This is a genomic window from Streptomyces zaehneri (assembly GCF_032248645.1).
In the GTDB taxonomy this organism is placed as follows: domain Bacteria; phylum Actinomycetota; class Actinomycetes; order Streptomycetales; family Streptomycetaceae; genus Streptomyces; species Streptomyces coriariae.
Genome location: NZ_JASTTJ010000016.1, coordinates 74,562 through 96,652, shown reverse-complemented (window position 1 = coordinate 96,652; position 22,091 = coordinate 74,562). Strand labels below are relative to the sequence as shown.

General features: G+C 73.2%; 16 protein-coding genes. 6 read left to right on the top strand and 10 right to left on the bottom strand.

Annotated features, from left to right (window positions below; genetic code table 11):
* Positions 1 to 789, top strand: a complete 789-nt coding sequence (locus QQM72_RS25105) for a sugar phosphate isomerase/epimerase family protein (RefSeq protein ID WP_314223112.1) — start codon at positions 1 to 3, stop codon at positions 787 to 789.
* A gap of 336 nt (positions 790 to 1,125) precedes the next feature.
* Positions 1,126 to 2,538: an MFS transporter gene (locus tag QQM72_RS25100; RefSeq protein ID WP_314223111.1), complete on the top strand. Its 1,413-nt coding sequence runs from the start codon at positions 1,126 to 1,128 to the stop codon at positions 2,536 to 2,538.
* Positions 2,539 to 2,706: 168 nt separating this feature from the next.
* On the opposite strand, the gene QQM72_RS25095 is transcribed toward QQM72_RS25100, so the two are convergent.
* Genes QQM72_RS25095 through QQM72_RS25085 form a run of 3 tightly spaced genes read right to left on the bottom strand, consistent with a single transcriptional unit; the run spans position 2,707 to position 5,713 of the window.
* On the bottom strand, positions 2,707 to 3,339 hold the full coding sequence (locus tag QQM72_RS25095) for a GNAT family N-acetyltransferase (protein ID WP_314223110.1): 633 nt from the start codon (positions 3,337 to 3,339) through the stop codon (positions 2,707 to 2,709).
* Positions 3,336 to 4,607 carry a 3-phosphoshikimate 1-carboxyvinyltransferase gene (aroA, locus tag QQM72_RS25090; RefSeq protein ID WP_314223109.1) on the bottom strand — a complete coding sequence of 424 codons (1,272 nt, stop codon included), beginning with the start codon at positions 4,605 to 4,607 and terminating at the stop codon, positions 3,336 to 3,338. The genes QQM72_RS25095 and aroA overlap by 4 nt, the downstream gene beginning before the upstream one ends.
* Before the next feature lie 5 nt (positions 4,608 to 4,612).
* Positions 4,613 to 5,713: an EamA family transporter gene (locus QQM72_RS25085; RefSeq protein ID WP_314223108.1), complete on the bottom strand. Its 1,101-nt coding sequence runs from the start codon at positions 5,711 to 5,713 to the stop codon at positions 4,613 to 4,615.
* Positions 5,714 to 5,800: 87 nt separating this feature from the next.
* Here QQM72_RS25085 and QQM72_RS25080 point away from each other — a divergent pair, with 87 nt between their 5' ends.
* From QQM72_RS25080 to QQM72_RS25070, 3 genes are all read left to right on the top strand, one after another.
* A complete protein-coding gene (locus tag QQM72_RS25080; protein WP_314223107.1) occupies positions 5,801 to 6,709 on the top strand; it encodes a LysR family transcriptional regulator in 909 nt (302 codons plus the stop codon).
* A 185-nt stretch (positions 6,710 to 6,894) separates the two neighbouring features.
* The gene (locus QQM72_RS25075; protein ID WP_314223106.1) at positions 6,895 to 8,679 is read left to right on the top strand and encodes a glycoside hydrolase family 3 protein; all 1,785 of its coding nucleotides are present in this window, start codon (positions 6,895 to 6,897) and stop codon (positions 8,677 to 8,679) included.
* 203 nt (positions 8,680 to 8,882) lie between these two features.
* Positions 8,883 to 9,890, top strand: coding sequence for a LacI family DNA-binding transcriptional regulator (locus QQM72_RS25070; RefSeq protein ID WP_314223105.1), 1,008 nt, complete (start codon positions 8,883 to 8,885; stop codon positions 9,888 to 9,890).
* A gap of 21 nt (positions 9,891 to 9,911) precedes the next feature.
* Here the strand turns inward: QQM72_RS25070 and QQM72_RS25065 are convergent, their stop codons facing one another.
* The 7 genes from QQM72_RS25065 to QQM72_RS25040 form a co-directional block, all read right to left on the bottom strand.
* Positions 9,912 to 10,727: a carbohydrate ABC transporter permease gene (locus tag QQM72_RS25065; RefSeq protein WP_314223103.1), complete on the bottom strand. Its 816-nt coding sequence runs from the start codon at positions 10,725 to 10,727 to the stop codon at positions 9,912 to 9,914.
* A 1-nt stretch (position 10,728) separates the two neighbouring features.
* Entirely contained in the window at positions 10,729 to 11,619 is an 891-nt protein-coding gene (locus QQM72_RS25060; RefSeq protein ID WP_314223102.1) for a carbohydrate ABC transporter permease, read from the bottom strand.
* A complete protein-coding gene (locus QQM72_RS25055) occupies positions 11,594 to 12,901 on the bottom strand; it encodes an ABC transporter substrate-binding protein (protein WP_314223101.1) in 1,308 nt (435 codons plus the stop codon). Before QQM72_RS25055 ends, QQM72_RS25060 begins: the two co-directional genes overlap by 26 nt.
* Before the next feature lie 182 nt (positions 12,902 to 13,083).
* Entirely contained in the window at positions 13,084 to 13,158 is a 75-nt protein-coding gene (locus QQM72_RS40935; RefSeq protein WP_399078579.1) for a putative leader peptide, read from the bottom strand.
* Between the two features lie 100 nt (positions 13,159 to 13,258).
* Positions 13,259 to 14,689 (bottom strand): S28 family serine protease, encoded by a 1,431-nt coding sequence (locus tag QQM72_RS25050; RefSeq protein ID WP_314223100.1) that lies wholly within the window; start codon positions 14,687 to 14,689, stop codon positions 13,259 to 13,261.
* A 109-nt stretch (positions 14,690 to 14,798) separates the two neighbouring features.
* Positions 14,799 to 15,164, bottom strand: a complete 366-nt coding sequence (locus tag QQM72_RS25045; RefSeq protein WP_314223200.1) for a hypothetical protein — start codon at positions 15,162 to 15,164, stop codon at positions 14,799 to 14,801.
* A 119-nt stretch (positions 15,165 to 15,283) separates the two neighbouring features.
* Positions 15,284 to 19,048 carry an ABC transporter ATP-binding protein gene (locus QQM72_RS25040; RefSeq protein ID WP_314223099.1) on the bottom strand — a complete coding sequence of 1,255 codons (3,765 nt, stop codon included), beginning with the start codon at positions 19,046 to 19,048 and terminating at the stop codon, positions 15,284 to 15,286.
* A 592-nt stretch (positions 19,049 to 19,640) separates the two neighbouring features.
* Between QQM72_RS25040 and QQM72_RS25035 the strand changes: the two genes are divergently transcribed.
* Entirely contained in the window at positions 19,641 to 21,977 is a 2,337-nt protein-coding gene (locus tag QQM72_RS25035; protein WP_314223098.1) for an ArnT family glycosyltransferase, read from the top strand.
* The last annotated feature ends 114 nt before the right edge of the window (positions 21,978 to 22,091 follow it).

The window sequence follows — 22,091 nt, the reverse complement described above, 5'->3', positions numbered from 1 at the left end:
ATGAAGCTCGCCTTCTCCACCCTCGGTGTCCCCGGTCTTCCCCTGCCCGAGGTGCTGCGGCTCGCGGTCGCGCACGGGTATCACGGCGTGGAGCTGCGCGCCCATCCGGAGGAGCCGGTCCATCCGGGGCTGAGTCCGGACGAACGGGCCGACGCCGCCGCCGGGTTCAAGGCGGCGGGCATCGAGATCCTGGGGCTGGCGGGCTATCCACGTGTCGCCGCGCCGGGCGACGACGAGCCCGTGATCGAGGAGATCCGGGGGCTCGTCGCCCTCGCCCGCGACCTCGGGGCGCCCTTCGTCCGGGTCTTTCCCGGCGGCGAGGACGAACACGCCGACGCCATCGCCGCCCGGCGGCTCGGCACCGCCGCCGAGTACGCCGCCGACCTCGGCGTACGCATCCTGCTGGAGACCCACGACTCGCACCGCACCGGCGCGGACGCCATGCGTGTGCTCGGCCTGGTCGGGCATCGGCAGGTCGGTGCGCTGTGGGACGTCATGCACACCTGGCTCGGCGGCGAGCAGCCGCAGGAGACCTACGCGGCGCTGTCGCCGTACCTCGGATACGTGCAGGTCAAGGACATCGCCTCGGCCGAGGACAGCACCCCGCTGGCCCTCGGCGCCGGGGTGCTGCCGCTCGCCGACTGCGTCGAGGTCCTGACCCGGCACGGCTGGGACGGCTGGCTGTGCTGGGAGTACGAGCGGCGCTGGTACGAGAACGCAGAGCCACTGCCCGGCCTGCTGAACGCCGGCCGCGAGCATCTCGCACGCCTGCTGAACGACTCGGCGTGAGAGCGGGACGTTCGGCCGGACGCCCGGCCTGAGGCCCGGCACGGCGTTCGGCGGGGTGTGCGGCCTGAGGCCCGGCCGGCGTTCGGCGGGGTGTGCGGCCTGAGGCCCGGCTGCTGCCCGGCAGGCACCGGCGCGCGTACAGCCTGACACCGAGGCCAGCAGCCGGGCCGGCACGCCGCAGGCCTCGCGCGTACGGCCTTTCGCCGAGGCCAGCAGCCGGGCCGGCACGCCGCAGGCCGTGTGGGGCCGGTAATCGAGTGGCACCTCGGGTGGTGTGCGGGTTAGCCTCCGCGCCGTGTATCAGCAGCCATCGGCGTGCGGCGCCGTCGTTCCGTCATGAGCCTTCTGTCCAGGGCCCTGGTCGACGTTCGTCCGCTACGCTCCTCCCCCGTCTTCCGGCGGCTGCTGATCGGGCGCACGGTGTCCACGCTCGGCGCCTTCATGACCATGGTCACCGTCATGTACCAGGTCTGGGACACGACCCACAGTTCGGTCTGGAGCGGCGCGGTCGGGCTGGCGCAGGCGCTGCCGCTGATCGGCGTCGGGCTGTTCGCGGGGTCCTGGGTGGACCGTGCCGACCGGCGCCGCGCGTATCTCCTGAGCACCGTCGGCTCGGCGGTCTGTTCCGTCCTGCTGGCCGTGCAGGGCTTCACCGGGCGGGCGCCGGTGGCCCTCGTGCTGGCCCTGGTGGCGGTGCAGTCGTCGTTCGGGGCGATCGGCGCGCCCGCGGCGGGCGTGTTCGTGCCCCGGCTGCTGCCCAAGGACCAGGTCGCCGCGGGTCTCGCCCTGAACCAGGTCACCGGCCAGGCGATGATGCTGCTCGGCCCGGCCGTCGCCGGCATCGTGCTCGGCTGGTGGGGCGTCGGCGTCTGCTATCTGGTGGACGCCCTCACCTTCGGCATGTCCTTCTACGGCGCCTACGGGCTGCCCGCGCTGCCGCCCGAGGGCGAGAAGTCCCGCCCCGGTGTCCAGGGCGTCCTGGACGGCCTGCGCTTCCTGACCGGTCACCGGGCGGTGCGCGGCGCGCTGCTGGTCGACCTGGCCGCCACCGTGCTGGCGATGCCGGCCAGTCTGTTCCCGCTCGTCAACGAGGAACGTTTCGGCGGCGACCCGCGCACGCTCGGTCTGTTCCTGTCCGCGCTCGCCGTGGGAGGGGTGGCGGCGACCGCCCTCTCCGGACCGGTCACCCGGCTCGCCCGCCCCGGCCCGGTGATGCTCTGCTCCGCGGGTGTCTGGGGCGCGGCCCTCGCCCTCTTCGGCCTGACGACCAGCGCCTGGGCGGGCCTGGGGATGCTGGTGGTGGCCGGTGGGGCGGACTCGGTGGCCGTGCTGTCCCGGGCCACGATCGTGCAGACCCGGACCCCGGACGCCCTGCTGGGCCGGGTGACGGCGGCCGAGACGATCGTCGGCCAGGCCGGGCCCAACCTCGGCAACCTGCGCGGCGGTGTGGTGGCCGGCTGGACCTCGGGCACGACCGCGCTGATCACCGGCGGCCTGATGTGCCTGGCGGCGGTCACCGCGGTGGGGACGACGACTCCGGAGCTGCGGAGCGGCCGCGCGGGCGGCACCGATCCGCTGGCCCCACAGGCCCCACAGGCCCCACAGGCCCCGGCACCGCAGGCCCCAGGCCCGCAGGCCCCGGCCCCGCAGGCTCCGGCCCCGGAGGCCGCCGCTCCCGCCGCGTCACCGGCCATCCCGCCACCGGCCACCGCACCACCGGCCACCGCGCCGCCCGCTACCGCACCGTGAGCTTCGCCTCCCCGTCCAGGCACCGTGTCGGGTGTTCGGCGACGACGACGGCGATAGGGCGGGGGTGTACCGCAGGAGCACGTTGCCGGCCCGTGACGACGGTTTCCAGCGCCGAGGACAGCGCCTCCCCGGGCCGGACGAACCGCCGCGCCGCGTGCCCGGCGGCGCTCACCCCACGCGCGGCAGGAATCCCGCCACCCGTTCCACCAGCCGTCGCTCACATCCCGGCCATTCCTCCGCCGTGATCGAGAAGATCGCGGAGTCGCGCAGGCGGTCGTCCTCCCCCGGTGCCCAGGACCGGGACCAGTTGCGCAGGACGCCCTCGAAGCGGGCGCCGACGCTCGCGATGGCCGCGCGGGAGCGGGCGTTGCGGGCGTCCGTCTTCAGGTCCACCCGGGAGACGCGCCAGTGCGCGAAGGCGTGCCGGAAGAGGAGGAGCTTGGCCTCGGCGTTGATGCCGGTGCCCTGGGCGGAACCGGCCAGCCAGGTGAAACCGACCTCGACGGCGTCCAGTTGATCGTCGCTCCGCCAGGAACGCGGCTCCCAGAACGAGGTCGCGCCGACCGCCCGGCCGGAGGCGAGGGAGATCTGGGCGTAGGGCGCGAGCCTGCCGGTCGCCGCACGGGCGAGCTGGGCGTCGACGTAGTCACCGACCTCGTGCGCCCTCGGCACCCAGGTGAAGTCGTACGTCCGCCGGTTCTCCTCCGCGGCCACCGCAAGCTCGGCCGTGTGCCGCCGCTCCAGCGGCTCCAGGCGCACCAGCGCGCCTTCGAGGACCGGTCCCTCCAGCGTGAAACTCACCCGTCGCCGTCCTTCCGCAGTACCTTCGCCAGTTCCGCGAACGCCTCGTGGAATCCGGGGAAAGTCTTGCGGACACAGCCGGGGTCGTCGAACGAGATTCCGGGGACGCGCAGTCCCGTCACCGCGAAGGACATGACGACGCGGTGGTCGCCGTAGGTCTTGATGTCGGCGCCCGTGAGGGAACCGCCCGCACGAGAACCGGCGGCGCCGGGCCTGATCTCGATCCAGTCGGGGCCGGTCGCCACCTCGGCGCCCAGCCGCCGGAGGTTCTCCGCGCAGGCCTCCAGGCGGTCGCACTCCTTCACCCGCGTGTTCGCCACGTCCTCGATGCGTACGGGGCCGGAGGCGAAGGGGGCGATCGCGGCGAGGGTCGGCATGGTGTCGGAGATGTCCCGCATGTTGACCGTGACGCCGCGGAGTCCACCGGTCCCGGACACGGTCGTACGGTCCGCGCCGACGTCCACCCGGGCGCCCATCCGCCGCAGTACGTCCACGAATCCCAGGTCGCCCTGGAGCGCGCGCTCGCCGAGGCCCGGCACGGTCACCTCGCCGCCGGTCAGCGCGGCCGCCGCGAAGAAGTAGCTCGCGGTGGAGGCGTCGGGTTCGATCGCGTAGGTCGTGGCCCGGTAGCCGCCCGGCGGGACGACGTACGTGTTCCCCTCGCGCCCCACCTCCACCCCGAACGCCCGCATCATCGCGATCGTGATCTCGACGTACGGCACCGAGACCAGGTCGGTGACCGTGATGCGCAGGCCGGTGCGGGTGAGCGGGCCGAGCAGGAGGAGGGCGGTCAGGTACTGGGAGGACTGACCGGCGTCCAGCACCACGTCCCCGCCCTCCACGCCGGCCGCCCGCACGGTCAGCGGGTGGTGGCCCTCCGCCTCCTCGTGCCGCAGGTCCACACCCAGGTCACGCAGGGCGCGGGTGAGCGGGAGGAGGGGGCGGCGGCGCATCTGCGGGGAGGCGTCGAAGCGGTACGTGCCGTGGCCGGCGGCGGCGAGGGCCGGCAGGAAGCGGGCCGTGGTCGCGCCGTCCCGGCAGTAGACGTCGGCCTCGGCGAGCGCCGGGCCCAGCGGGCGGCCGTCGACCTGCCAGGCGTCCGGTGTCCGTCCCACCCGGTAGCCGAGCCGGGTCAGGCCCTCGGCGAACCCCTCGGTGTCGTCGGAGCGAAGGGGACGCTGGAGGGTGGTGACGCCGTCGGCTGCCGCCGCCAGGAAGAGGGCGCGGGCGGTGAGGGACTTGGAACCGGGGATGTCGACGAGGGCCATGCCCCTCATGATCCCGCGCCGGTACGCTCCGGCGCCGGTACGTCCACGGGATGGACGGAGGTCCAGCCGGTTCCCTCCGGCTGAACAACAGGTAGCACAGCGGGCTGGTCAGCGGGTCGAGCAGGGGCTTGGCCAGCGGGTTGAGCAGGGGCCTGGTCGGCGGGTTGAGCAGCAGGTCGAACAGCGGGTGGGGCGGCCGGTGCGACGGCCGGTCGGGCGGCCGGTGGGCGGGCCCCCGGGGCGGCCGTCGGGGCCGCCGGTGCGAGCGAGGTCAGTGCCACCCCGCCCACCAGCAGCGCCGCCGCGCACCAGCGCAGGCCGCTCACCGGCTCGCCGAGGAACAGGGCGGCCGACGTCATGCCGAAGACGGGGACCAGCAGGGAGAAGGGGGCCACCGTGGACGCCGGGTGGCGGTGCAGCAGCCAGCCCCAGGCGCCGAAGCCGAAGACCGTGGTGATCCAGGCGACATAGCCGAGCGTGCCGGCGCCCTGCCAGTCCAGCGCGCGCAGCGCCGCCAGGTCCCGCGACGGGCCCTCGGTCAGCAGGGAGAGGGCGAGCAGGGGCAGCACCGGGACCGTGCTCACCCACACCATGAAGTTCAGCGGGTCCGGCGGGGAGGCCTTGCGGGTGAGGACGTTCGACGCGCCCCAGCAGGCCGCCGCCGCGATGACCAGCGCGAACGCGCCGAGCGAACCGGAGGCGCCCTCGTCGGCCGCGGCCACCCCGATCCCGGCGAGGGCCACGGCCATGCCCAGCAGCCGGACCCGGGTGGGGCGTTCGCCGAGCACCGCGAACGCGATGACGGCCGTGAACACCGACTGGATCTGGAGGACCAGCGAGGACAGGCCGGCCGGCATGCCCGCGTCCATGCCGACGAACAACAGCCCGAACTTCGCCACCCCCAGCACCAGGCCCACCGCCACGATCCACTTCCAGGCCACCTTCGGGCGGCCGACGAAGAACACCGCGGGCAGTGCCGCCACCAGGAAACGCAGGGCCGAGAAGAGCAGCGGCGGGAAGTGACCGAGGCCGATCTCGACGACGGTGAAGTTCACGCCCCAGACGGCGGCGACGAGGACGGCGAGGGCGAGGTGAGCGGGGCGCATGCGCCGAGGATCACCCGCCCGGACCGTGAAGCACCAGCGATGATTGCTGCATGGTGGGATGAAGGAACGCTACCGATTGGACTCACGGTGCTCGATCTCCAGCGACTGCGCGCCCTGCACGCCGTCTCCGTCCACGGCACCGTGGGCGCGGCGGCCGCCGCCCTCGGCTACACCCCGTCGGCGGTCTCCCAGCAGATCACCAAGCTGGAACGGGAGACCCGGACCGTGCTGCTGGAGCGGGCGGGGCGCGGCATCCGGCTCACCGACGAGGCACTCCAACTCGCCGCCACGGCGAAGGAGTTGCTGGCGATCGTCGAGCGGGCCGAGACCGGTCTCGAGGAGCGGCGCGGGGTGCCGGCCGGGCGGCTGGCCATCGCCGCGTTCCCCTCGGCGGCGCGCGGACTGCTGCCGTCCGTCCTCGCCGGCCTCGCCCGCCTGCATCCGGCCCTGGACGCCCGGCTCAGCGAGGTCGACCCGCACCTGTCCGTGGACCTGGTGGCGAAGGGGGCCGTCGACCTCGCCGTCGCGCACGACTGGGACATCGTGCCGCTGCCCGCCCCGGCGGGTGTCGAACACGCGGTGATCGGCGACGACGCGTGCGATCTGCTGGTGCCCGAGGGGCACCCCTTCGCGGGGCGGACGGGCGTGCGGCGCGAGGAGCTGGGCGGTGAGCGGTGGATCTGCCAGCCGCCGGGCCGGGTCTGTCACGACTGGCTGGTGCGCACGCTGCGGGCGGCGGGGCACGAGCCCGACCTCGTCCACACGGCCGAGGAGAATCCCACCCTCGTCGCCCTGGTCGCCGCCGGTCTCGGGGTCGCGCTCATCCCCCGCCTCGGGCGCGGCCCGCTGCCGGCCGGGGTCGTGGAGGTCCCGCTCGACCCGACACCCGTACGACGGCTGTACGCGCTGTGGCGCACGGGGGCGGCCCGGCGTCCGGCGATCGCGGAGGCGGTACGGGCACTGCGGGAGGAGTGGCCGAGGGCGTCGGCACACTGACCGCCCCGGGGCCACGGACCATCGTGCCCCCGGGCCATCGGGCCCGGCCCGGCGCACCGGGTCGCCCGAGCCGCTACCGCGGCCCGGCAGCCGAGCCGTCATCGGCGCGCCCCCCTCCAATGCGCCGATGACGGCGCCCCGCGCAGGTAGCGTGCGCAACCGGCCCCCCACCGGAAGGAGCGCACATGCCCTCCAGACGCACCGTCCTCGCCGCCGGCGCGAGCGTCACCGCCACCCTCGCCGCCGGCGGTCCGGCGCACGCGGACGACCGTCGGCCCGCCGAACTCCTCGCCCGTATGACCCTGGAGGAGAAGGTCGGCCAGGTCTTCGTCTCACGGGTGTACGGCCACTCGGCGACCGCGCCCGACCAGGCCGACATCGAGGCCAACCTCGGCGGACTCGGCGTACGCACGGCCGCCGAACTGCTCGCCCGCTACCGGCTCGGCGGGATCATCTACTTCGCCTGGGCGCACAACATCCGGGACCCACGGCAGATCGCGGACCTCTCCGACGGTATCCAGCGGGCGTCCCTCCGGCAGCCGCGCGGCCTGCCGGTGCTGATCTCCACCGACCAGGAGCACGGTGCCGTCTGCCGGGTGGGCCGACCCGCCACGCTCTTCCCGGGCGCCATGGCGATCGGCGCCGGGGGCAGCCGCGCCGACGCCCGTACCCTCGGCCGCCTCGCCGGCCGTGAGCTGCGGGCGATGGGCATCCGGCAGGACTACTCCCCCGTCGCCGACGTCAACGTGAACCCGGCCAACCCGGTCATCGGCGTGCGTTCCTTCGGCGCCGACCCGGCCGCGGTGGCCGCCCTGGTCGCGGCGGAGGCCGAGGGCTACCGGGCGGCGGGAGTGGCGGCGACCGCCAAGCACTTCCCCGGGCACGGCGACACCGCCGTCGACAGCCACACCGGCTTTCCCGTCATCACCCACTCGCGCGAGGAGTGGGAGACGCTGGACGCGGTGCCCTTCCGGGCGGCGATCGCGGCCGGCGTCGACTCCCTCATGACCGCGCACATCCTGGTGCCCTCCCTCGACGACTCCGGTGACCCCGCCACCCTCTCCCGTCCGATCGTCACCGGCATCCTGCGCGAGAAGCTCGGCTACGACGGGGTCGTGGTCACCGACGCCCTCGACATGGCGGGCGTGCGCACCAAGTACGGCGACGCCCGGGTGCCGGTGCTCGCGCTGAAGGCCGGTGTCGACCAGCTCCTCAACCCGCCGCACCTGGACGTGGCCTGGAACGCCGTCCTGAAGGCCGTACAGGACGGGGAGCTCCCGGAGCAGCGGCTCGACGCGTCGGTCCTGCGGATCCTGCGGCTCAAGGCACGGCTGGGTCTGTTCGACGAGCCGTACGTCGACCCGGCCGACGTGGGGCGGACGGTCGGGGCGCCGGAGCACCTCGCCGCGGCCGACCGGATCGCCGAGCGGACCACGACGCTGCTGGTCAACGAGGGACCGCTGCTGCCGCTCTCGCCCCGGACCCACCCCCGGCTCCTGGTGGTCGGTGCCGACCCGGCCTCCCCCACCGGCACCACGGGCCCGCCCACCGGCGTCCTGGCCGCTGCCCTCACCGCACTGGGTTTCAGGGCGACGGCCCTGGCCACGGGCACGGCCCCGTCCGCCGAGACGATCGCCGGGGCGGTGACGGCCGCGGGCGGGGCGGACGCCGTGGTGGTCGCGACCTACAACGTCACGGCGGCCGACGCGCAGCGAACGCTGGTGCGGCAACTGGCGTCGACGGGACGGCCGGTGGTGGCGGTGGCCGTCCGCAACCCGTACGACGTGGCCCAACTCCCGTTTGTCCGAGCCTGCCTGGCCGCCTACTGCTGGACCGACGTCGAACTGCGGGCCGCCGCCAGGGTGATCGCCGGGGTGGTCGGGCCGCGCGGGAAGCTGCCGGTGCCCGTGCGGCGGGCGGACGATCCGACGCAGGTGCTGTATCCGATCGGGCACGGCCTGACGTACTAGGCGCACGCCGACCGCCGGGCGTGTCCCGCGCACCACGCGCAGAGCGCCCCGCGCGGCCGGCGTGCGTCCGGCGTCCTGGGCCCTCTACGTCCAGCTGGGCTGCGGCCGGATCCGGTGGGGCGCGCGCGGCCGGTGTGAACGGCTGATGTCGGCTGCCCCGGGAACCCGATCGGCCCCCTCGTCGACGGCCTTATGGTGGGCCGATGCGCGCAGGGATCGGGCTCAGGGAGGTGGCCGAGCGGGCCGGCGTGTCCATGCGGACCGTGTCCAACGTGGTCCGCGGCACCGGGCGTTTCTCCGAGACCACCCGCGAGCGGGTGCTGCTCGCGGTCGAGGAACTCGGCTACCGGCCCAACACCGCCGCCCGGCGGCTGCGCACCGGCCGCAGCGGGGTACTGCTGCTCGCCGTGCCCGACCTCTCCATGCCGTACTTCGCCGAGCTGGCCGGACACCTGCTGCGGGAGGCCGCGGGGCTCGGCCGGACCCTGCTCGTGGAGGCCACCGGCGGCCGCCCGGAGGCCGAGCTGGAGATCGTCCTCGGCCGGACCGATCCGCTGGTGGACGGGGTGATCCTGAGCCCGCTCGCACTCGACGACCGGGCCGCCGCGCGGGCCGGGTCGACCGCGCCGCTCGTGCTGCTCGGCGAGCGCGTGCACGACCTGCCCTGTCCGCACGTCACCATCGACAACACGGGTGCGGCCCGCGAGGCGACGGCGCATCTGCTGGCCCGCGGCCGCCGTCGGATCGCGGTGATCGGCCGCCAGACCGTGCCGCACGCCGCGACCTCCGCGACCCGCCTGGCCGGTCACCGGCAGGCCCTGGACCGGACCGGGCTGCGCTACGACAAGACGCTCGCACCACCCGTCGCCGCCTACCACCGGGCCGACGGCGCCGCCGCCATGCGCGCCCTCCTCGACCTGCCCGAGCCGCCCGACGCGGTGTTCTGCTTCGCCGACGCGCTGGCCCAGGGCGCCCTGCACGCCCTGCGGGAGCGGGGGCTGACGGTCCCCGGGGATGTCGCGGTCGTCGGTTTCGACGACGTCGAGGAGGCCCGCTACACCGCTCCCCCGCTCACCACGATCGCCCCGGACAAGCGGGAACTGGCCCGGCTGGCGGTGACGGCCCTGGTGGACCGGACCGGCGGGCGGACCCCGGCCGAGTCCTCGGTGCTGATCGCCGGACACCGGCTCGTCGTCCGGGAAAGCACCTAGGACGGGCCCGCTCCCGTACCGCTACCCCCGTACCGCCCCCGCCGTCAGGCCGGACACGAAGTGGCGCTGGAGCAGCACGTACACCACGACCACCGGCGCCGACGCGATGACGACCCCGGCGAACAGCAGCGGGTACCGGGTGAGGAACTCGCCCTGGAAGTCGAGCAGGGCCAGCGGCAGCGTGCGGTGTTCCCGGGAGCGGACGAACAGCAGCGGGTACAGCAGGTCGTTCCAGTCCATGACGAACAGGAAGATGCCGGTGGTGGCGAGGGCCGGGCGGGTCAGCGGGAGCGCGATCGAGCGGAACGCCCGCAGCGGGCCCGCGCCGTCCAGTTCCGCGGCCTCGTACAGCTCCTCCGGGATCGTGCGCAGGAACGCGCCGAGGATGAACACGGCCGTCGGCAGGGTCATCGTCGTGTCGACGAGGACCAGCCCGAGGAGGCTGTCGGTGAGGCCGAGCCGGTCGAAGAGGACGTACTGCGGGACGATCGCCGCCTGGGCGGGCACCGCGAGGCCCGCCACCAGCACGCCGAACACCGCCCGGCCCGCCCGGCCGGGCACCCGCGCGCAGAAGAACGCGGCCAGGCTCGCGACGACCAGGGTCAGCAGCACCGCGCCCGCCGTGACGAGAAGGCTGTTGGTGAACGCCGCGCCGAGTCCGCCCTCGTCCACCGCCCGGCGGTAGTTGTCGAGGGTGGGTGAAGCGGGCGGCGACAGCGGGGAGTCGAAGAGCTGGGGCAGCGTCTTGAAGGTGCCGAACAGCACGACGAGCAGCGGCAGGACGACGGCCGCCGCGCCCAGCAGGAGCACCACGGGTCGGATGGTCTTGTGCAGCACGTCAGGCAGCCCTCCGCAGCGCCCGCCGCTGCACCCAGGTGAGCAGCGCGATCAGCGCCATGAACACCAGGGACTGGGCGGCCGCGTAGCCGAACTCGTTGTTGGAGAAGGTGGTGTAGACGCGGGTGGAGAGAAGGTCGAGGGCCGGTCCCGGCGGGTTGCCGCCGAGCCCGAGCACCAGGTCGAAGGCCTTGAAGGACTGGACGGTGGTGTACGCGACGACGATTCCGGTGGCGGGGGCGACGAGCGGCCAGGTGATGTGCCGGAAACTGTCCCAGCGGCCCGCGCCGTCCAGTTCGGCCGCCTCGTACAGCTCCCGGGGTATCGCCTGGAGTCCGGCGACGTAGACGACCATCATCTGGCCCGCGTGGAACCACACCTGGGTCACCGCCAGCCAGAACACGGCCGTGTCCGGGTTGCCGAGGTACACCGACTGCCGGGAGTCCAGCCCCACCGCGCGCAGGCCGGAGTTGAGCAGCCCGCCGTCCGGGTCGTAGACGAACCGCCACACGAACGCGACGGAGACCGAGGACAGCACGGTGGGGAGGAAGAACAGGGCCCGCAGCAGGGTCGAGGCCCTCGTCGTGCGGACCAGGTACAGCGCGAGCAGCAGGGCCAGGGCGGTCTGGGCGAGGACCACCGTGAGCGTGAGCTTCAGGTTGTTCTCCGCCGCGTTCCTGAACACGTCGTCGCCGGTGGCGAGTTCGGTGAAGTTGCGCAGGCCGACGCTGTCGTAGGAGGTGCTGTAGCCGTCCCAGTCGGTCAGCGCGTACTGCACCGCCTGGACGGTGGGGTAGGCGAAGAAGAACAGGTAGAGGGCCAGCGCGGGCACCGGGAAGAGCCACAGTGCCCGCGTCGCGCGGCGGCTACGCGCGCTTCTGGTCGATGACACGCTGGGCCTCCTCGGCCGCCTGCGCCGGCTTCTTCCCCCCGACGACCGCCACCGTCGCGTTCTCGACGGCCGTGCGGATGTCGAGGTTCAGGAACTGGAAGCGGGGCGCGAGCAGCGTCTTCTTCGTCAGCCAGGGCGCGACGGCCTTGAGGTCGGCGTTGGTGTACTCGACGCCCTGGACGGTGACGTGCTGGCCGGTGCCGTTGGCGTAGACGCCCGCGTTGGCCGGGTCGCCGAGGAACTCCAGGAAGGCGTAGGCGGCGGACTGGACCTTCGAGGCGCTGTTCACGCCGAGGATGAAGGTCGTGTTGAAGACGCCCTCGTACTTCGCCTTCCCGGGCGCGGTGGTGATCGGCGCGACGAGGCCGAAGGGGAACTTCGCGCCGAGCGCGCGCACGCCCGCCATCTGGAAGGAACCGGTGGCCAGCAGGCCCGCCCTGCCCTGCGCGAACAGCTGGGTGACGGCGTCCGTGGTGGAGCCGGTGGCGCGCGCCTGGAGGTACGGGACGAGCTGGGCGTACTGCTCCAGCGTGGTGAGGAACCAGTCGTCGGTGACCTTGTAGGCGCCCGACTCGATCTTCGTGAACGCGTCGTCGGCGGGCGCGTTGTTCATGACCATCGTGTTGAGCAGCTGGCCCGCGTTGGCCGCGTCGCCGCCGGGCCAGGCGAGCGGGGTGTAGCCCTTGGCCTTGAGGTCGTCCAGCAGCTGGAGGAAGCCGTCCCAGTCCGTCGGCGCGGCGGTGTGGCCCGCCTTGTCGAGGGCGTCGGTGTTGGCGAGCGGCATGTTGAAGACCAGCTGGTACGGCAGCCCGTACTGGACGCCGGCCTGGGCGCCGGGGCCTATGAGGTTCGCCTGGTACTTGCCGACGGCGGCCGTGCCGGTCAGCGGCGCGTACACGCCGGCCTTGACGAGCTGCTGGAACTGCGCGCCCCGGAACGCCGTGAACAGGTCACCGGTCTTCGATCCCTGGATGCGGCGCAGGGCGGTCGACTGGTAGTCGGCGGAGGGGGCGATGTCCTGCTCGACCCCGGCGTCGGGGTACTTCTCCACGAACGCCTTGATCAGGTCCGCGATCACCGCCTTGTCCTCGGCCCGCCAGTGGGCGAAGGAGACGGTCCCCTCGGGGGTGCCCGAGGTGGCGAGGGCGGAGGGGGACGCGCTGGAGGACGTCGCCCCCGAGCCGCCGCCGGGACCGGCGCAGGCGGCAGCGGCGAGGCCGAGGCCGGCGGCGCCGAACAGGCGCAGGGCTGCTCTTCTGTCGAGGGAACGGGGAGAGGACATGGCGGAATTCCTTAGGCGGGGTCGGACGCACTGGCCGCGCTGGCCGCACCGGATCGCTCGCGATGCAACGTTGAATCACGTCGGCGGCGGGACGCCGCGGGCGCACGACGGGAGGGGCTACGGCGGAGAGGGGAAACAGCGGGGGGAGAAGGGGAAAGCGGGCGCCGGGAAAAGGGCGCGGGTCAGCTACACAGCGCGGTGGCGACCCTGAGCAGGTCGACGTGCGCGCGCTTCACGAGCTCGACACCGGTTTCCATGGGGCGGGACTATACACATCACCGGTGAACGGCACGACGGCCGACCGGCATGTGAGCCGGCCGGCCGTCGGGGCCGCTGTGCGCGGCGAGTTGACGGGTGTCACGGACGCAGCGCGGGCTCCCGCTCCACGTCCCGGACGTCCAGCTTCGCGTCGAACCTCGCCAGCGGCCGGGCCTGCGAGACGGCGGCCGGCGCGACGCCCGCCCAGTCCAGGATCCGGGCCGTGGCCAGCGCCTTCTGGTCGGCGACCAGGCCGGCGACGTTCGCGCCGTGGTTCAGGCCGGGGGCCGTGAGGACGTAGCTGTCCTCGGCGCCCTTGCCGAGCCGGAAGCGTTCCGCGCCCCACGGGTCGTTCTGGCCGTAGACGAAGAGCATGTGACGGGCGTTGTGCTTCACCCAGGTGTCGACGTCACGCATCGCCGACGGCTGGAACCTCATGGTGATGTCCCGCGGGACGAAGTTCCGCGGGGGCTGGTAGCCGTAGCGGATGTACTTCTTCTCGATGGACGGGAAGTGGATGGTGGGGGCGCCCAGTTGGGTGCCCGCCTGGTAGTAGTACGGGGTGTACGGGGACAGTCCCTGGTCCGTGTAGAACGAGAAGCCCGAGATCGTGTCGACGGACGTCCAGATCTCGTCGTCCGTCGCCGTGGCCGCGTCCGCCGGGATCGACTCGCAGTCGGACAGCAGGCTGTACTGCCAGAAGCCCCAGACGTAGTCGAGGACGACGGCCTCGTAGGCGCGGTCCAGGCTGCCGATGGTGGTGAAGGTGAAGCCCTCCGCCGCCGCGTAGTCCGCGTACTTCTTCTCCAGCGGCTCCCGGCGCACCAGCGCCTCGCGCTGTACGGCGTTCAGGCGGTCGCGGCACTCCTTGGTGCCGACGCCCGCGAAGAAGCGGTCGTAGGCGGAGTCCTCGTCGTTGACGACGTCGTTCGGGGCCACGTAGGCCACCACGCCGTCCATGTCCTTGGGGTAGAAGCGCTCGTAGTACGTCGCCGTCATGCCGCCCTTGGAGCCGCCCGTGGAGATCCAGTTCTTGGCGTAGATCTTCTTCAGCGCCTTGAAGATGCGGTGCTGGTCGCTCGCCGCCTGCCAGATGTCCAGCTTGGACCAGTCGGCCGGGGCGGGGCGGGAAGGCGTGAAGAAGCGGTACTCCATGGAGACCTGGTTGCCGTCCACGATCTGGGTGGGCTCGCGGCGGCTCGGGGTGGTGGAGACGTTGTAGCCGCCGGTGTAGAAGACCGTGGGGCGCGCGGTGTCCTTGTGCAGCACGGTGATCCGCTGCTGGAACGTGCCCTTGGCGGGGTGCCGGTGGTCCACCGGCTGGGTGTAGTTCAGGACGAAGTAGCGGTAGCCGGGGTACGGCTTCTCCTCGACCAGGCTCATGCCGGGTACGGCGAGGAGCCGGTCCTTGATGTCCGTGCCGGCGGTGGCCTTGGGCTCGGCGGCGGTGGCCGCCCCTGCCGTGGCCGCCGTGCTCAAGGTGCCTATGAGCACCGTGAGCGCCAGCAGCCATCTGAGCGCCTTGCGCATGCGCGTGCACCCTCCCTGTGAGACAGATGTGCGTCGCCGGAAGCTATCGGAGCAACACCCGTCACACCAGAGGGGGTTGACGTGCCGTGCCGTCACGGCGCGGGTCGGCTCAGCAGAGGATCCAGCCCGAGCGGTACGAACCGCCGGCCACCGCTCCCGTCACCCGCACGCACCGGTGCCCCGCGTAGACCCTGGCGGGCGGGGAACTGCGCGTGTGCTTCCGCGACTTCGACACGGCGACATGGCCGCGCGCCTGCACGCTCACCGAGATCAGCCGCCTGGTGCCGGGGTTCTTCTGGACGGTGACGGCACAGACGTAGCCGCTGCCCTTGTAGACCAGCACGGAACCGGTGGAGAAGGGCAGGGTCCGCACCTTCCGGCCCGGGCAGGACCCGGCGGAGGTCGCGGCATGCGCGCTGCCCGGCGCGACGACGGCGAGCAGCCCGGACACGATCATCACGACCAGCCCGAGCATCAGCCGCCGGACCGTCACGTTTCTGGCACCTGTGCCCACGGTCCCCGCCCCTCCAGCCCGTCGTACTCACGATCGCCGTACTGATGTACGGACGCACGACACACGCCGGATGGTTGCCCTCACACCGCCGCGGGCTCGTCCTCGCCGACGAAGGTGCGCCAGAGGCGGGCGTACCTGCCGTCCAGGGCCAGGAGGGCGTCATGGGTGCCGTCCTCGACGACGCGTCCGTGATCCATCACCACGACGCGGTCCGCTCGGGCGGCGGTGGTCAGGCGGTGCGCCACGACCAGCGTGGTGCGGCGGCCGGTCAGGCGGTCCGTGGCCTGGTTGACCTGGGCTTCCGTGGCCAGATCGAGGGCGGCCGTCGCCTCGTCGAGGAGCAGGACGTCCGGGTCGACGAGCTCGGCGCGGGCCAGCGCGATCAGCTGGCGCTGGCCGGCGGAGAGGTTGCGGCCGCGCTCGGCGACCTCGTGGAGGTAGCCGCCGTCGAGGGTGGCGATCATCTCGTGCGCGCCGACCGCCCTGGCCGCCGCCTCCACCTCGGCGTCGGTGGCGTCGGGCCGTCCGTAGGCGATGGCGTCGCGGACGGTGCCGGGGAAGAGATACGCCTCCTGCGGGACGACGCCGAGACGGTGACGGTACGAGGTGAGGTCGAGGGCGCGCAGGTCCGTGCCGTCGACGGTGACCCGGCCGCCGGTGGGGTCGTAGAACCGGGCCACCAGTTTGACCAGGGTCGACTTGCCCGCGCCGGTCTCGCCGACGAAGGCGACGGTCTGGCCGGCCGGGATGCGCAGCTCGATGCCGGTCAGGGCCTCTTCGGGTTCGTCGGCGGAGCCGTACTGGAAGTGCACGTCCTCGAAGGCGATCTCGCCGCGCAGCGAGCGGACCTTCTCCGCCTCCTCGGCGGACTTCGTGGACGTCGGCTCCCGGAGCAGCTCCTGGATCCGGCCCAGGGAGACGGTCGCCTGCTGGTAGCCGTCGAAGACCTGGGAGAGCTGCTGGACGGGGGCGAAGAACAGGTCGATGTAGAGGAGGTACGCGACCAGCGCGCCGGTGGTGAGGGTCGCCGCGTCCACCCGGCCCGCGCCCGCGATCAGCACCGCCGCCGCCGCGACCGACGACAGCAGCTGAACGAACGGGAAGTAGACCGAGATCAGCCACTGGCCCCGGATACGCGCCGCGCGGTAGCTGTCGCTGCGCTCCGCGAACCGTGCCGCGCCGTCCCGCTCGCGCCCGAAGGCCTGCACGATCCTGAGCCCGGACACCGACTCCTGGAGGTCGGCGTTGACCGTCGACACCCGCTCGCGGGCCAGCTCGTACGCCTTCACGCTCGCCCGGCGGAAGAAGTACGTGGCGACGACCAGCGGCGGAAGCGTGGCGAAGACGACCAGCGCGAGCTGTACGTCGATGACCAGCAGGGCGCCCATGATGCCGAAGAAGGTGACGATCGCGACGAAGGCCGTGACCAGGCCGGTCTGCAGGAAGGTGGAGAGGGCGTCGACGTCCGTCGTCATCCTCGTCATGATCCGGCCGGTCAGCTCCCGCTCGTAGTAGTCGAGTCCGAGCCGCTGCAGCTGGGCGAAGATCTTCAACCGGAGCGTGTAGAGGACGCGTTCGCCGGTGCGGCCGGTCATCCGGATCTCGCCGGTCTGCGCGACCCACTGCACCATCACGGAGAGCAGCGCGAGCAGCGAGGCCGCCCAGACGGCCCCCAGCGCCGCCCGGGTCACGCCCTGGTCGATGCCGTGCCGGATCATCACCGGCAGCAGCAGGCTGGTCCCGGCGTCGACGGCGACCAGACCGAGGCTGACGAGAAGGGGCGCGCCGAAGCCGCGCAGCAGCCTGCGCAGGCCGTACGACGCCTCCGGCCGGACCGCCTGCCGCTCGTCGACGTCGGGGGTGTCGACGAGCGGCGGCAGCGCCTCGATCTGGGCGAGCAGCTCGGGGGTGGCCGGCATCCCGGAGAGGGCGGTGTCCTTCGGCTCCCGGTCGCCGGTCCACAGCCGGGGGGTCACCCCGCGCTCGGCGTCGAACTCGGCGTCCAGCTCGTCGCGGACGGACGTGTCCTCGCCGGGCGATGGGGGTCCCCCCGCTCGAGCGAAGCCGAGAGCGGGGGAGGGCTGGGCGTGGCCGGGCGAGACCCCGCCGAGCTCGTCGGGGTCGGTGAGCAGCCTGCGGTAGAGCGCGGAACGCTCCTGGAGCTCCTCGTGGGTGCCGAGGTCGGCGAGGCGGCCGGCGTCCAGGACGGCGATGCGGTCGGCGAGGTTGAGGGTGGAGCGGCGGTGCGCGATGAGCAGGGTGGTGCGGCCCTGCATGACCTGTTTCAGGGCCTCGTGGATCTCGTGCTCGACCGCCGCGTCCACGGCGGAGGTCGCGTCGTCGAGGACCAGCAGGCGCGGGTCGGTGAGGATCGCCCGGGCGAGCGCCACCCGCTGGCGCTGGCCGCCGGAGAGGGTGAGGCCGTGCTCGCCGACCGTCGTGTCGTAGCCGTGGGGCAGCTCGGCGATGAACCGGTCGGCCTGGGCGGCGCGGGCGGCCGCCTCGATCTGCTCCTGGGTGGCCTCGGGCCGGCCGTACGCGATGTTGGCGCGGACGGTGTCGGAGAAGAGGAACGAGTCCTCGGGGACCAGGCCGATCGCGGCCCGCAGCGATTCGAGGGTGAGCTCGCGGACGTCGTGGCCGCCGATGAGGACGGCGCCCCTGCCGACGTCGTAGAAGCGGGGCAGCAGGAGGGAGACGGTGGACTTGCCGGAGCCGGAGGAGCCCACCACCGCGAGGGTCTCGCCGGGGCGGATCTCGAAGGTGAGGCCGTCGAGGACCGGCCGGTCGGGGTCGTAGCCGAAGGTCACGTCGTCGAACTCGACGGTGGCGGGGGCGTCGGCGGGCAGCGCCTGGGCGCCGTCCTTCATCGACGGTTCGGTGTCGATGAGCTCCAGGACGCGCTCGGTGCCCGCGCGGGCCTGCTGGCCGACGGTGAGGACCACGGCGAGCATCCGCACCGGGCCGACGAGCTGGGCGAGGTAGGTGGAGAACGCGACGAAGGTGCCGAGGGTGATGTGGCCGCCCACGGCCAGCCAGCCGCCGAGCGCCAGCATGGCGACCTGGCCGAGGGCGGGGACGGCCTGGAGGGCGGGGGTGTAGGCCGAGTTCAGGCGGATCGTGCGCAGCCGGCCGGCGAAGAGCCGGCGGCCGACCTCGCGCAGTTTGCCGGTCTCCTGGTCCTCCTGGCCGAAGCCCTTCACGACCCGTACGCCGCTGACGGCTCCGTCGACCACCCCCGCGACGCCCGCCGCCTGGGCCTGGGCGTACCAGGTGGCGGGGTGCAGCCTGGTACGGCTGCGCCTGGCGATGTACGCGAGGGCGGGTGCCACGGCGAGGGCGACCAGGGTGAGCGGGAGGGACAGCCAGGCCATGACGACCAGGGAGATCAGGAAGAGGAGCAGGTTCCCGATCGTCATCGGGAGCATGAAGAGCAGACCCTGGATGAGCTGGAGGTCGCTGGTGGCGCGGCCCACGACCTGGCCGGTGGACAGCTCGTCCTGACGCCGGCCGTCGAGGCGGGTGATCGTCTCGAACATCTCGGTCCGCAGGTCGTGCTGGACGTCGAGGGCGAGGCGTCCGCCGTAGTAGCGGCGGACGTAGGTGAGGACGTAGACGAGGACGGCGGCGGCGATCAGGGCTCCGGCCCAGGGGCCCATGTCCCGGCTGTGGTCGCCGATCACATCGTCGATGATCACCTTGGTGACCAGCGGGACCAGCGCCAGGACGGCCATGCCGGCGAGCGAGGAACCGAGCGCCAGCACGACGTTCGCCGGGTGCCGCCAGGCGTATCCGGCCAGTCTGCGCGCCCAGCCTCGCCGCTGCTCCCCCTGCTGCACTGCCACGCCGGTGCCTTCCTGTCGTCCCGGTGGTCCCGGTCGCCCGGTCGTCCTGGTCTGCCGGAAGGCACCAACGCCGAAGGAAGCGGATTTCATCCCTCCGCAACAATCGGGGCCGCCCGATCACAGCCCGTCACGGCCCGTCAGAGTCGGTCGCATTCGGTCAGCGACGGCCGGACGCGGTCGGACGCGTAGGCGTCGGACGCGGCCGGACGCGGTCGGACGCGTAGGCGTCGGACGCGGCCGGACGCGGTCGGACGCGTAGGCGTCGGACGCGGCCGGACGCGGTCGGACGCGTAGGCGTCGGACGCGGCCGGACGCGGTCAGCCGCGTAGGCGTCGGACGCGGTCGGACGCGTCCGCGCAGCTCACGGCGGGCGTGGCGGCGGCCACGCCGGTGATGCGGACGCCGGCGCCCAGAGCCGTGGCGACCAGTCCCCTCCTGGTACCACGCGACGAGTGGGGTGCGCCCTTCCGGACAGCCGGACGGGTGATCGCCGGGTGAACCCGGATCCTCTCTTACCCACCTCTCACCCACCCACAGGCTGCCCCAAGGCTGACCACAGCCTGTACTCATCGGCCGTATGCACGGTGCACTGGTGACATCTGCCACCGATCCACTCCCCCACCCGGCCGTGCCCCCCGCCGTGTCCCCGGACTGGGCCCCGCCGACGACCTCCGAGACGGCCCCCGCGGCACCCCCGCCGGACAAGGCGCCGCGCTGGTCGCTGCCCGCGCTGATCGCGATCATGATCCTGGCGGCGGTGCTCTACTCCTGGAACCTGTCCGGGTCGAGCCTCAACAGCTTCTACAGCTCCGCGATCTACAGCGGCACGCAGAGCTGGAAGGCGTGGTTCTTCGGCTCCCTGGACGCCGGGAACTTCATCACCGTCGACAAGCCGCCGTTCGCGCTCATGATCATGGGCCTGTCCTGCCGGATCTTCGGGTTCGGCACCTGGCAGATGATGCTGCCGGAGGTCGCGGCGGCCCTGGGCACGATCTGGATCCTGCACTCCAGCGTGAAGCGGGTCTTCGGACACGCGGCCGCCGCCGTCGCGGCCCTCGTGCTCGCCCTGACGCCGATCACCGTCGCCATCAACCGCGACAACAACCCCGACACCGTCCTCGTCCTGCTGATGGTGGCCGGCGCGGCCCTCGCCCTGCGCGCCACCCGCGACGACCGGCTGCTGCCGCTGCTCGGCTCCGCGGTGTGCTTCGGGCTCGCCTTCAACACCAAGATGCTCCAGGGCTACATCGCCCTGCCCGCCGTCTTCGCCGTGTACCTGTACGCGTCGAGGCTCGGCTGGAGGAAGAAGGCCGTGAACCTGGCGCTGGCCGCCGTGGCACTGGCCGTCGCCAGCTTCTGGTGGGCGACCGCCGTGTCCCTGGTGCCCGCCGACGACCGGCCGTACATCGGCGGTTCGACCGACGGCAGCGCCTGGGATCTGATCATGGGCTACAACGGCCTGGGCCGGGTCCTCGGCGGCGAGGGCAACGGCGGGGGCGGCGGGGGCGGCGGATCCTTCGCCGGGACCGCGGGCATCGGCCGGATGTTCAACGACGTCCTCGGCGGCCAGATCTCCTGGCTGATCCCCTTCGCGGGCATCGCGCTCGTCGCCGGCCTGGTGCTGCGCGGCCGGGCCCCGCGCACCGACCCCACCCGCGCCGCGCTGGTGCTGTGGGGCGGCTGGCTGGTGCTGCACTACCTGACCTTCGCCATGGCCGAGGGCACCATGCACCCCTACTACACGACCGCGCTCGCCCCGGGCATCGCGGCGCTGTGCGGGGGCGGCGGGGTCATGCTGTGGCGTGCCCTGCGCGGCGGTGACGCCCGCTGGTCGTGGGTGCTTCCCGTGGGGCTCGCGGTCACCGGCGTCTGGGCGATCGTGCTGCTGCGGCGCGCCACCGGCTGGAACACCTGGCTGTGGCCGGTCGTCGGCGTGGTCATGGTCCTCGCGGTCGTGGGCCTGTTCGTCCTGCGGTCCGCGAGCTCCGGCACCCGGGTCCGGCTGCTCGGCGCGTCCGTCGCGGCGGCGATCCTGGCGGCCCTCGCCGGTCCGACGGCGTACGCCGCCTCGCCGGCCTTCGGTTCCTCCAGCGGCATGATGGGCGGCACCAACCCGACCGCGGGTCCGTCCACCGGCGGCGGCATGGGCGGCCCCGGTGGCGGCGGCGGTGGCCGCGGCGGCTTCGGCGGCGGCGGTCCCGGCGGCCAGGCGCCCGGCGGCACCCAGCAGGGCGGCCAGGCGGGCGGCGAGTTCCCCGGCGGCGCGGGCGGCCAGATGACGCCGGGCGGCGGCAACGGCGAACTCCCGCAGGGCGGCGGCGCGCCGAGCGGAGCGCCGAACGGCGGCCAGGACGGCCAACAGGGCGGAGCCGACGGGGAGTTCCCGGGCGGCGGCGAGAGCGGCACGGCTCCGGGCGGCGGCACCGGCGGCGGTACGGGTGGCGGCGGCATGGGCGGTGGCGGCGGCATGGGCGGCGCGGACGGCGAGCTCATCTCGTACCTGGAGAAGCACCAGGACGGCGCCACCTGGCTGATCGCGGTCTCCAACTCGCAGAGCGCGGGCCAGATGATCCTCAGCAGCGGCAAGCCCGTCATCTCCATGGGGGGCTTCACCGGCAGCGACCAGGCGATGACCCTCGCCAAGCTCAAGGAACTGGTGAAGAAGGGCGAGCTGCACTACATCCAGCTCGGCGGCGGTATGGGCGGCAACAGCAGCCTGAACCAGGAGATCACCGCCTGGGTGCAGAAGAACGGCACGGCGGTGCCGGAGAGCGCCTACAGCTCGACGTCGAACTCCGCGTCCGGCTCGGGCTCCACGTCCGCGTCCGGCTCGGGTTCCGCGTCCGGCTCGGACGCCTCGGGTACGGACGCCTCGTCGCAGAGCAACCAGTCGGCGGTCTACCGGCTGGACGCCTCGGACGTGAGCTGACCGGCACGGCCCAACGGTCCACGACGGCCCCTGACTTCACCGTCAGGGGCCGTTTCGTCGTAAGAAAGCGCGTTCAACTCGCGTAGACAAGGGGCGATTTGCCGGTCCCCGTCA